General features: G+C 55.1%; 7 protein-coding genes and 1 pseudogene. 4 read left to right on the top strand and 4 right to left on the bottom strand.

Features of this window, described 5'->3' with window-relative positions:
* Positions 1-180 precede the first annotated feature (180 nt).
* On the top strand, positions 181-456 hold the full coding sequence (locus tag O4H32_RS07065) for a hypothetical protein (RefSeq protein WP_269357871.1): 276 nt from the start codon (positions 181-183) through the stop codon (positions 454-456).
* 153 nt (positions 457-609) lie between these two features.
* Here the strand turns inward: O4H32_RS07065 and O4H32_RS07060 are convergent, their stop codons facing one another.
* The 4 genes and pseudogenes from O4H32_RS07060 to O4H32_RS07045 form a co-directional block, all read right to left on the bottom strand.
* Entirely contained in the window at positions 610-747 is a 138-nt protein-coding gene (locus O4H32_RS07060) for a hypothetical protein (protein WP_269357870.1), read from the bottom strand.
* A 310-nt stretch (positions 748-1,057) separates the two neighbouring features.
* Positions 1,058-2,677: an RNA-directed DNA polymerase gene (locus tag O4H32_RS07055; RefSeq protein ID WP_269357869.1), complete on the bottom strand. Its 1,620-nt coding sequence runs from the start codon at positions 2,675-2,677 to the stop codon at positions 1,058-1,060.
* A gap of 273 nt (positions 2,678-2,950) precedes the next feature.
* Positions 2,951-3,538, bottom strand: a complete 588-nt coding sequence (locus tag O4H32_RS07050; protein WP_269357868.1) for a hypothetical protein — start codon at positions 3,536-3,538, stop codon at positions 2,951-2,953.
* A 597-nt stretch (positions 3,539-4,135) separates the two neighbouring features.
* Positions 4,136-4,762: pseudogene (locus tag O4H32_RS07045) on the bottom strand (tyrosine-type recombinase/integrase).
* 204 nt (positions 4,763-4,966) lie between these two features.
* Here O4H32_RS07045 and O4H32_RS07040 point away from each other — a divergent pair.
* The 3 genes from O4H32_RS07040 to metG all read left to right on the top strand — a co-directional run bounded on the left by O4H32_RS07040 (position 4,967) and on the right by metG (position 12,431).
* Complete coding sequence (locus tag O4H32_RS07040) at positions 4,967-6,832, top strand: hypothetical protein (protein ID WP_269357867.1); 1,866 nt, start codon at positions 4,967-4,969, stop codon at positions 6,830-6,832.
* Positions 6,829-9,936, top strand: a complete 3,108-nt coding sequence (locus O4H32_RS07035) for a hypothetical protein (protein ID WP_269357866.1) — start codon at positions 6,829-6,831, stop codon at positions 9,934-9,936. Before O4H32_RS07040 ends, O4H32_RS07035 begins: the two co-directional genes overlap by 4 nt.
* A gap of 425 nt (positions 9,937-10,361) precedes the next feature.
* Positions 10,362-12,431: a methionine--tRNA ligase gene (gene metG, locus O4H32_RS07030; RefSeq protein WP_269357865.1), complete on the top strand. Its 2,070-nt coding sequence runs from the start codon at positions 10,362-10,364 to the stop codon at positions 12,429-12,431.
* Position 12,432 lies beyond the last annotated feature (1 nt).

Raw genomic sequence — 12,432 nt, 5'->3', positions numbered from 1 at the left:
GAGAGATCGGGTGAAAACAGTCGAAACCAGAAGCATAGCGGATTCCCCTGGAAATCCGCCGATTGACCCCAATATGGGCATGACAGGCGCCCCCGGATCCGGCCGGACGCCACTGCCGCCCGCCCGGCGTCCCGCCGCGACGCGCATGCAACCTTTTCCGGCCACAGGAGTCCAAGTTTTATGAATCTGATCCAGCAAATCCTGCGCGCCATCCTGTTCCTGATCCTGGCCTTCTTCGGCCTGGTGATGGCGTTCGTCTTCATGGCCTCGACCGCCCTGGCGATCGGCGTGCTGTACATCGTCGCCCGGCTGAAAGGCCGGCCCTTCGGCGTCAAGGCCTATTGGGCCGAACGCCGGCGCTCGGCCATGCCGACCGGACCCGGGGCCTGGTCGCGGGGGAGTCAGCCGGCGCGCGAACGGGACGTGACGGATATCGAGATGCGCGAGATTCCCTGAGCCACAGGCGTCTCGTGACCCTGTCCAGGCCCCGAGACGAACGACCGCTGTCTGCCGCAATCGAAACGGCCCCTTCAGAGTCCTTCTGAAGGGGCCGTCGCATGCTGAGGCTGTGCCGCCGATTACGCGTCCACAGCCCAGTGGGCAAGAGGCTTACTGGTCGGCGCCCTGCTCTTTCTGGTCTTGTTGGGTCTCGCCGGATTCGGCGTCCTGATCGGACCTCTTTGGGGCTGCCCAGTCAAGCGGCGGCGCGACAATGTCTTTCCAGGCGACACGTTTAGGTGTGGTCATGGTTTCCTCCCAAAGCAATGTGGCAGCACGTTGTGCGCCGCCACTGATGCTGTATAAAATATCAGTGTTATTGGGTTATGTCAAATTGTGGGACTGGTGGGGGGGGCAATCTAGTCAGTGTGGGTGGTTGCTTTCGGCCAGGAGCTGCCGCTGGTGGGATCAAGAGGCAGACATTCAACGCCCAGGTTAATCGGCGCCGGAGCGCGAAGCGCGTAGGGAACCAACACTGGCCATGAAAATGCCGAAGGCATGGCCAGTGTTGGCGTCCGCGTTGAACTGACAGTTAAACCTTGGTTGCATATGCGAAAAACTAAGAAAACAAATTTTCCATGTTCTTTAGGAAGATATCTTGAGACTGTGTAAGTGCATTCTTAAAAAATGGCCGCTTCTCGCCCTTTGTGAGGCTAATGTCAACCATTCTTGATATTTGGCGCCGCTCAGACTGATCGGCGCGCGTAAAGTAGTCCCTTATCTCAATCACCTCGCCTCGCTCAACAATCTTCTCCAACTGCTCAAGCAAAGCTCTGCCAATGTAGCTTCCATCATTTCTCTTTAGTTTCCTGAAGCATTCCATTAGTACTGGCTTGTTAACAAATGGCTGGTGACCAAAGAATCTAATTGCATATATCGACACAAACTCTGGCGCATGCTCCCTATCAAGCCAAAATGCCAAAGACTCAGATAAGGACGTTATCTTCCCGTCATCGAATATTGAATCATTCTTGATGATCGCATCAATGACATAGGGGATAAACTGGGGGAATTTGTTTAGATTTTTTGTTATCTTAATTATCCCGTCCGGATCCTTCTTGGCTATACATGCCTTTACAAGCGAAACCAAATTTGTAGGCTCAATTAGAACTGACTTGGTGACCTGTTTCAACTTTTCGGTAAAATCTTCTCGGAGAATTTTTTCCGTTTCCGCATCAGACAAGGTCCGAAATTTTGTTGGTATGAGCCCTGAGTAGCCTCGAATGACGCGAGATGCTTCGTGATTTGACTTATCCGGCTGCGAATCTGTTGGTTCTTTGGGCGACTCCGGTGGCGGATCACTTTCGTCCTGGCTCTCTGCTCCGCTGTCTGCTTCCTCCCTGAAGGCCGAAACATCCTTGATTTCTGTTTTGCCGGTATTGAGGAAAAGCCCCTCCTTAGACAACCTGTCGACTAGTAGTGCTAGCCACCTGTGTGCAGTGGCTGAATCTGGGGCAAACAGCCTGAAGTCATCAACAAAGCGGCAGTACGATACCTTGTGAGACAAAAGAAAGTTGTCGACTTCAATCAATGCAGCCTCTGCCAAAATCCTGCTGGCATTGGAGCCTACTGGAATACCATATGAGTCCCTTCCTGACCAGAATAGTAGGAGTTCATTTATCTGTAATATTATTTTCTTGTCAATCTTTGGGTTCGAGGAAAGAACGCACTCTAGCCTGTGAAGGTTGAGCCTATCATAGAAATTTGAAATATCGCATGACACAATTACATTGACATTGCGCTGCTTGGACTTTTTTGAAACATGTTCACGGAATGCTGTGTAATTGTATTTCACATCAAAGAGATACCCTTTGCCTGGAGAAAATCTGTAAGAAAAAACATGATTTTTACTCTTGTTGGGGCGCTTTGTTTCAATTTGGTCTGCTATCTGCAACGCAAGTGTCAGGTATTTGAGTTCGTCTACCGGCTCAATGATCGCGCACTTTCTGAAGTCAAAAAGCTCTTTCTTGGGGACGAGTATGTGTGATATGGGTGTAAAGCCCATTCCTTTTATTTGAGATTCTTTTAATGATGTTTTGATGTCTTGCTTGATGTCTTCAGATATCTTTGCGTTCTTTAGTAGATCGACCTCAAACGGTCGAGCGAAGACCTCAACATCCGTTAGTCCCTCTTTGAGTACGTTCTCAAATGCCAGATCAATTGCGTTTGCTATTTTCATTTGAATTAAAATGGTGAGGATTTTGGGGGGTGAGGTCTAACGTAATGTGCGCCGCCACATACCATAGGCCATATCTAGCACTAGCATATGGCTGTGGCACCTCAGCAGCCGCGATGCGTGTTTTTTGCAAAAAGTATAGCGCGAGTTCTGACGGGTCGCTTTCAGTAGTTTCTCGAAAGACGGCTCCGGGTCGAAAACGGCCGCTCGTCAGGGGCTGCTTTCGACCCAGTGCCGCCGCTGAGCTTTTAGAAACGCTGTAAATCAATGCTGCATTCACCGCCTTGTTTGGTGCAGTACTTTGTTAGATTTTTGGTGCTTTCGGTTGATGAAGTAGAGCCGAATATTGCTCCATACGGTTAGTAATTTTCCGACAAAAACATAGAAAAACCAACTGTAGTGTTTCGCTTCAAACGATTCTCCGAAGTCATGACCATACGTTTTTTTCCTAAGTTGGTCAGCGTCGATAACCTCAACATTAATACATTTGAGATTTCCATTTATTGCTTGATTAGTTAGAAAATCCTCAAGATTTTCCTGTGAAAAAAGTGACTCTTCTGTAAGTCTAAATTTCTCGAACCGAGGATAGTTGTAGTCGCTGAGATACACTGGAATTGTTTTCTTATATCCATCCTCGGTGAGCAATCTCACTAAATACTTGACATCTGAGCCGTAATAGCCTGCGCCTTCAGGGGGTCGCATTGGTATGATCGATGCTGTCAGGTGATTGTCGAAGAAGTCACCTATAGGATCCCATCTATTTATCCACTTCTTCACCACATACTTTCCGTGAGAAGTAGATAAAACTAATCTCTTCTTTACCCGTCTCGAACCAAGAAGCTGATTGAGCTTAATACGGTTCATATTCACACAGTAGAAATCTACTGGTCCATAGTGATTCGCGTATGACTCATATGGCCTTAGGATTTTCGGTTCATGCTCGAAATCATCCAGTTCAATGTAATAGTTAGCTCCAATCCGTAGAAAAATTTTGAATATGATTACTGACCTATCTTTGAAGTTCTCTAGCGTAACGCTGTCAACATACTTGTCTTCAGCGTATGCGCTTGAGCTAATGCAAAACATCCCCTTAATGTGCGTCCCGGACTTTCTCCGGTAGTTCCTAACTACAAAGTACAAGGCAGTAAGCGACACTGCTAACGCAATATACGGAATGAAATCTTTGAAGCTCAATTCATGCTCCCGTGAGGCTAACTATTTTCGAGCAACTATGGTGGTGTATAACATCGGCTTTTCTCAGCCGAATCGGACATAAAACGCCTAAAAAATTGACGAAAACAGCAGGCTATAGCTATGTCGATTTTCATTCGGAACTACTAAGCCATCACCAAAGAGACGCACTTAGCATAGTGCATATAGATGGTTAATGCTTCCTCAGGGCGGCGAGCTCTAGTGGACTGCTTCTGGCCGGCAAGCGACCGCTCGCCGGCCACCGCATCATTAGACCTCTGTCTGCTCTGCCATCTCAAGGGCATCGTCAACCTCGATGCCAAGATAGCGAACCGTGCTTTCGAGCTTCGTATGTCCGAGCAGCAATTGCACCGCTCGAAGATTCTTCGTTCGCCGGTAGATCAGCGAGGCTTTTGTGCGCCGCATAGTGTGGGTACCGTATGCGGTATCGTCAAGACCAATCGACGCGACTCAGCGATGCACCATCCAGGCGTATTGCCGGGTCGACAGATGCGGCGACGTATGCAACCGGCTCGGAAACAGAAAATCCGGCTCCTTCAGTCCTCGCGCTTCGATCCATGCCTCGAGGCTCTCACGGGTCTGTTCCGTGATCTCAAATTGGACTGGCCGCTGGGTCTTCTGCTGCATGACGGCGGCCCTTGCTACCACGTGGCTTCCGTGACGGACGTCCCGCACCTGCAATCGCGTGAGATCGCACGCTCGAAGCTTGCTATCGATTGCAAGATTGAACATCGCAAGCTCACGGGCATTCGACGCCATCTGAAGCCTCGTCCGGATCGCCCAAATTTCTCTGAGCTTTAGCGGCGGCTTCTGCCCGGTGAGTTTGCCCTTGTTCCATGGCACACGATGGCTAACGGCGACATTCTCGGATTTCATGACAATCTCCTTTCAAACATCGGGAGATTGAGTGTGCGCCTACGGACGGACGCTACCCGAGCCGTTGTTGACGGTCGATCTTTCAAGGTTAACGGCTGGTGTCCAGCGAATTGCATACGTTGATCGCCAGTTCGCCAGAATTCTGTAGTAATCTTTCGTATCAAATCGAACAGCTAAGCTGTGGAATATGAGAAGGAGGCAAGATTGGAAATCATTCCTGTCAGGCAAAGGCTCGAACGTGAAGGGCTAGAACCTCCTCGTCTCAACGCATTACAAGCAGACGACACGCTCTATACGGTGCTCGCGCACCAGCCGCCTGGCCACATCCGAATTACACCCGGCTCGATTAGTAACGCCAACAGTGCAGAAGCAAAGCAACGCGCAGCGACATTCCTTGAGCTGGCAGCCACGGCAGGAAGCCAACCTGACTTAGTCGTCAGCCCGGAGTACAGCGTCCCATGGGACGCGCTGCTCGAAGCAATTGAGCAAGGGGTTATGCCCGAGGAGGGCAAGCTTTGGGCTCTGGGATGCGAAAGTCTGCCATTAGGCGAACTGGACGCTATTCGCCACCGGCTTGGAGAACGAGCAGTAGTCCTCGATGACGACGTGTTTCCTGGGGCTCGGACCACACAGCAATACCGCAATCCGCTCGTATACGCTTTCCTGACCAACAGCAGCACAGACCAGTCTGTTCGCCTCGTACTCTTAGTCCAATACAAGACTGAACCTTCGGGAGATCCTCAGAATACCGAAGCGACGGGAATGCTCCCCGGCGTCTATATATACGCGTTCGGTACTCTGCCGACCGAAGTCCGTCTTATCACACTCATCTGTTCTGACGTATTCGGATTCAAGCAAGACCTAATCAACCAATATTACAAGGGCCTACTTCTTCTGCACATTCAGCTCAACAATAGTCCACGTCACCTTCTGTACAAAAAATATAGACAGGAACTGTTTGCTAGTGCCGGTGAAACCGAGCTGTTGTGCCTTAACTGGGCTGACAACGTGGTCTCAGTTGACGAGAGCGGTGAGAACGAACACCAGTGGAAGAACATCTGCGGCTCAGCCTGGTATCTGTGCTCGCCCGAAACAAACTTGTCGGACGATGCCATTCTAGAAAATCACAGTCGCGGCATTTATTACACGCGGCACGAACCCATACGCGCGCACGCACTTCAGTTCCACTATCGACCTCGCGTCTTCTTGTTCGAGGCGACCAAAGTCTTTCATCATGCAATTCCGAAGCCGCGCTCGATGCGCACTGGCCCGAAGGCTCGAAAGACGTTCGTTTGGGCTGAAGACCAAAGCCGATGGGTCGAGCCTCGGAAACTAGACGAGTGCCCGGACGATGGGTTCGGAAGACAGCTTGAGAAACTCAATGCATGTGGCACCCCACTTGGCGATCTTTATGACCTATATCGCACCGGCCCAATTGCTGTCGAGCGAGCGATGGCTATCACTGCAGGTGAGTTTGGGGTACCTGCGGATTGGTACTCACCGACACGCCTCGATTCGATGCGGCTTTGTGAGCAAGAAGTCGTACGACGAATCACTGTCACCCAAGACCCGGCACAAGAGGCGGTTGCATTCAGGGACAGTAGGTTTGCCCTGACGGGAGCCGTGGCCCAGCTTCGCGCGGGCGGCTATGCTTGGCCATCGTCCGTACAAGCACTTCGCAAGGGCTTCAAGTTCAAGTGGCTTCCGAAGTTCCCAAATCGCAACGTCGTCGCCGAAGACGGCACTTTAGCAACAGTCGTGCACGCGGGGTTAGTTGTTGACCCCCAGGTGTTAGATCGGCTTGACCAGAAAGTTCGCAAGGCTCTCGCAGGCCCGCCTCCAGAGCCGGAGCGCGAGCTCTCGCAAGAGCAAGAGAAACTGCTCCTGAGCCAGCACTACGCAGCCCGTGCCGAGCGCTTCTGCATCATCTACATGACCGGGTCCGGCCCCAAGAACTACTTAAGTGGTCGCGACATTTCGTTCACCAGACCGAGTGGTCAGTCGGCTGTCGACATTGGGGTTCCGTCGCTAACCGGACTCGCGCGCAATAGCCCGGGAGCACAAGAATGAATATCCAGTCAGCACGGGAAAAGCTGGGTCGGAAGCTGACCAACGTCTCAGAAGTCGCCGCAGGCGTACTACGTGGAATCAGGCGTAGCAACGAACGCGATATGGCAGCCTATGTATTCGACCTAAACAATCGCCTACCCGACACCGTGGGCGAATTGAACAGCTACCTTGATGAGGTGATGGGGCCAGCCTATTTCGACAGGGATGCGTCACCGGACTTGCGATGGAACAACTATCTCTACTTTGTCGTCGCTAAGGGCAATGATGGCAACTCGGAGTTTAGGGCAACCAAGCGCAACTTGGAGGCCGACAGGAATTACGCCCGCAAGTTCGTCGTCAATGAAGAAGACTTAGACCGTGTGCTGGATGAGCTCGACTCGGTCGCAGTGGTTGATGAATCCTTAGCGGCGACAGACATCGTTCGTGTGTGGTTTGACGGGCTCAGCGCTGTCGGACTGGAAGACGTGCTGGACGGAGAGCGCCCGATTGCAGATGTCGTCCGAAGCATCTCCTCCGGAACGGCCAAACAGTCCATCCGAACCAAGAAGGTCACCGGAGTTGAGTCGAGTCAGCAGCTTGTTGAGTCGCATATTGCAAGCATTAACCTGAGTGGGTTCCGGCCATATCCGAGACGAAGGTCTTTCGAGAAACTTGGGAAGGCCAATCTTCTCTTCGGCTCGAATGGAGTTGGCAAGACATCCCTGCTCGAAGGTCTGGAGTTTCTCTTTTGCGGCGCTAATCGACGTTCAGGCTGTTCCCGAACTGCCACCGTCGAGGGGGTGTTGGCATCTGGCCTTGCAGTCAAAACATCGGCGCAGCAACTGCTTTCCGATTTCAAGACTCGTCAGCGTCTGTGGTATGGCGGCGATGACAACAGTCGGCAAAACAAGTTGCCGAACCAATTCGCACGCTTCAACTTCCTCAATACGGATGCTGCGGCGGAGCTTTCGCTGCTTAAGGAGTCTCCCAAGGAAGGCACTGCGGAAAGCCTAGCCGCCTTGCTGAGCGGACACGAAGCGACCCTAATGTGGCGGCGGATTCAGGAAATACGAAAGGCAGTGGCTGAAGAAACCCGCTCTAAGCGCTCTGAACGTGCAGTCGCGGCGAAGGACAAAGAAGGAACAGAAAAGGAGCTCTTAGCGCTGGAAGCAGCGCCAGGCGAAGCTGATGTGGCTTTCGCTGTGTTCTTGAAAGACCTTGAACACATTGGGTGGCGAGTTGCCCCTGAAAGCAAAGAGGCAGTGACCGAAAGGCTTGTTGGAACCCTGTCTGGCCTGACGTCGCAATTGAACGTGATCCAGCAGCTGGATTGGCTTGTAGGGCCAATCACTGAAGTCGCCATCGCGCAGCAAGCGTCAGCCCTGCAAAGAGCCTACGCGTACGTAGAGAATGAACTCCCTGCCATTCGTGAGGATGAGCGTGCTCTTAATGTCCTCGCGCAGCGACATGACTTGGCAAAGTCCAGGCTGACCAACTTGGAGGCGATTCCTCCAACTGCATTCGCTGAGCTGAAGGCATTGTCAGCAGCATTCAAGCAATCCAACGATGAATTGGCACTGAACGCCCCCGCATACGCTGCCTTGCCTTCGGACGCTGCTCCAGAAGGCTGGGAGCCCTCGTTGGGAAACAAGTGGCTCTCGACGGCTCGCGCAGAAGCCAATACTAAGTTTCACGACATAAGCTCCCAACTTGATGAGCTTCAGAAGTCTCTTGTCGCAACCACACGCACGCAATCAGAGCTGCAGCGCGCGATAACCGAACTGCATAGCTGGGCTCAGAAAGTCGTCGGGCATCGACACTCGGATTCCAACTGTCCTGTTTGCGGAACCGAGTTTGGCCCAGGTGAACTAATTCAACGCATGCACGCGCTCTCACTCGCTCCTTCGGACGCCACAATTTCAGAGCTCCGGCACCGTATCGAACAGCTCAATGCTGAAAAACAGCGAGCTGGAGAAGAAACATCTTGGCTTGGTCAACTCGAAAAGTTCATTCGCTCTCTTCTTGACACCAATGCATCGTTGACAGTCCGCGATGCCCAACTTGCGGTCTCGAGCACCATTGAACGGCAGAGAGAGTTGCTCGAGGCAAAACAGACTGCGCAGCAGGGGCTCGATGCCTACGAGCAAGGTGGTTTGTCTTTAAAGACCATCGAAGAGCTATGCCGTCCTATTGATGGAGACGAACAGCCAGGACAGGTGTCGCTAGATGTAATTGACGCGCTGGAGCACACAAGGCAGCATTTAGAGCAGCTTCAGGACGCCATCGCCGAGTTAGAGGCACGAATCCTTCAGCAGAACGAGAGACTGAAGTACCGCATTTATGACACAGGTGTTCAAAGCAACAACACCTTGGACACCGCCATTCAGCAACTGGTAGCACGTCAAAGAGTGGGACAGCGGGCTGCCGATGCGTGCGCTGCGGCTCATCGTTACTTGGACTTCGTGCCTGAGGCTGACATGCGATCGCTCCTGACTTCGTTGGAAGCAGCCGTCTTGGGGGCCAAGAAGGTCCAAGCGGCTCTGCAGGCCGACAACCGTTCGGCAACGCGTTTGACAACGCTCCGGGAACAGCTTGCACAGCTCTCTGGCCGCCTAGCTCGCACCCGGGGGGCGATTGAGCGACTGTCGGGCGCGCAGCGTGTTCTGGACAACATCATCGATAAACAATCGCTCGACGCTGCTAGTGCTGCTGTCGTCGCGGCGACACATAAGGTGGCTGACAGCATCTTTGGTCGAATACACGCACCAGCTGAATATGTGGTCACCGCCGACGCTGAGACGCCATTGAGAAGGCGTGACAACAATTTGCCGGTTCAACTCAACCAAGTCAGTACAGGCCAGCGGTCCGCCTACGCCTTGTCAATGTTCTTGGCAATGAACGCCCAAGTGAAAGCTGGCCCTAAGGTCATTCTGCTAGATGACCCGATTTCGCACATTGACGACCTCAACGCCTTGTCCTTCCTGGACTACCTGCGAAATCTGGTTGTCAAGTCGGATCGACAAGTATTTTTTGCCACCGCCGACGAGAAAATTGCAGGCCTATTCGTACACAAGTTCGGATTCCTGGGTGACGAGTTCCGGACCATTGAACTGGCGCGCCGATAGTCGGCACCGAGCATTTGTATTTGTGTTGTTTATTGGTCCTAGGCGATTCAGCCCAAAAGGAAGCGAGTTATGTGTTTACCACTCTCGGCATAGGAAACGTGATTCATGGCCCGAAAAGCTGCAATTCGCGACAGTGCTGTCATTGAATTCAGAAAGAGGAATTGCCGCTTCTGGCCGATTCAAGTCATCCCCCTACACAGACTCAGCAAGCCCCACCGGCTGCACCACCAATCTCAACCCCATCCCCTTCCAGATCGCCACCAGGCTACCCACCTCCAGCCCCCTCGGGGACAGCATCCGATAACGCCACATCGGATGCAAATGCGCCTGATCCGCCCCATCGCCACAGCGGACAAGACCGCCCCCCCCCCACCGACCCCGCCTGATAGAATCAATCCTTTGCCTTTTTCCCCTCTTCCCGCCCCATGTCGCGCACGATCTTCGTCACCACCGCCCTGCCCTACGCCAACGGTTCCTTCCACATCGGCCACATCATGGAATACATCCAGGCCGACACCTGGGTGCGCGCCATGCGCATGGCGGGCCACACCGTGCACTTCGTGGGGGCGGACGACGCCCACGGCGCGCCCATCATGCTCAAGGCACAGGCCGAGGGCATCACGCCCCAGGCCCTGGTGGGCCGCTACGCCGCCGAACGGCCGAAATACCTGGACGGCTTCCACATCCGCTTCGACCACTGGCACAGCACCGACACGCCGGAAAACATCGAACTGTCCCAGGACATCTACCGCGCGCTGAAGGCCGCCGGCTTCATCGACAGCCGCGAGATCGAGCAGTTCTACGACCCGATCAAGGGCATGTTCCTGCCCGACCGCTACATCAAGGGCGAATGCCCGCGCTGCCACGCCAAGGACCAGTACGGCGATTCCTGCGAGGTCTGCGGCGCCGTCTACAGCCCGACCGAGCTGATCGAGCCCTATTCCACCCTGACCAAGGCGCGGCCGGTGCTGCGCACGTCCGAACACTTCTTCTTCCGCCTGTCGGACCCGCGCTGCGTGGCCTTCCTGCAGGAATGGACCACCGGCGCGCGCGCCGACGGCACCGCCCGGCTGCAATCCGAAGTCCTCGCCAAGACGCGCGAATGGCTGGGCACGGCCGAGGGCGCCGAGGCCAACCTGGCCGACTGGGACATCTCCCGCGACGAGCCCTACTTCGGCATTCCCATCCCCGACGCGCCGGGCAAATATTTCTACGTCTGGCTGGACGCCCCGGTCGGCTACCTGGCCTCGCTGAAGGCCTACTGCCGCAAGAACGGCCTGGATTTCGACGCCCTGCTGGCGCCGGACGGCGACACCGAGCAGGTGCACTTCATCGGCAAGGACATCGTCTATTTCCACGCCCTGTTCTGGCCCGCGATGCTGAAGTTCTCCGGCCGCAAGATCCCCGACATGCTGCACGTGCACGGCTTCATCACCGTCAGCGGCGAAAAGATGTCCAAGAGCCGGGGCACGGGGATCTCGCCGCTGCGCTACCTGGACATCGGCATGGACGCCGAATGGCTGCGCTACTACATCGCCGCCAAGCTCAACGCCCACGTCGAGGATCTGGACTTCAACCCGGACGACTTCGTCGCGCGCGTCAACAGCGACCTGATCGGCAAGTACGTCAACATCGCCAGCCGGGCGGCGACCTTCATCACCCGCCACTTCGACGGCGCCCTGGCCTACACCGGCGACACCGACGCGATGCGCGCCGAACTGCGCGACTGCGCCGGACAGGTGCGGGCCGACTTCGAGGCGCGCGAATACGGCCGCGCCATCCGCCGGATCATGGCCCAGGCCGACAAGATCAACCAGGCCTTCGACGCGGCCCAGCCCTGGGTGCTGGCCAAGGGCATCGCCCAGGCCGAACCCGCGCAAAAGGCCGCGCTGCAGGACATCTGCTCGCGCGCCCTGGCCGGCTTCCAGGCCCTGTCGGTGATGCTGACGCCGGTGCTGCCGGCCCTGACCGGGCGCGTCGCCCGCGAACTGTTCGGCCACGACCGGACCTACGTCTGGGCCGACGCCGGCGAACTGCCCGCGCGCATCGCGGCATTCAAGCACCTGATGCAGCGCGTCGATCCGGCCCTGCTCGACGATCTGTTCGAGCCGCCCCAGGCGCCGGCGGCGATCCCGGGCGGCGAACCCATCGCCGACGTCATCGACATCAAGGACTTCGGCCGCATCGACCTGCGTATCGCGCGCATCGTCGAATGCACGGAAGTCGACGGTTCCGACAAGCTGCTGCGCCTGTCGCTGGACGTGGGCGAAGGCCGCCTGCGCCAGGTGTTCTCGGGCATCAAGTCCGCCTACAAGCCGGACGACCTGACCGGCAAGCTGACCGTGCTGGTGGCCAACCTGGCGCCGCGCAAGATGCGCTTCGGCGTGTCCGAAGGCATGGTGCTGGCGGCCAGCCACGCCGACGAGGGCGTGGACGCCGGGATCTACGTCCTGGAACCCTGGCCGGGCGCGCAGCCGGGCATGCGCATCCACTGAG

Source organism: Castellaniella denitrificans, from assembly GCF_027214045.1.
Lineage (GTDB): Bacteria > Pseudomonadota > Gammaproteobacteria > Burkholderiales > Burkholderiaceae_B > Castellaniella > Castellaniella denitrificans_A.
Note: the sequence above shows the minus strand (reverse complement) of the source record. Positions and strands in the feature narration are given on the sequence as shown.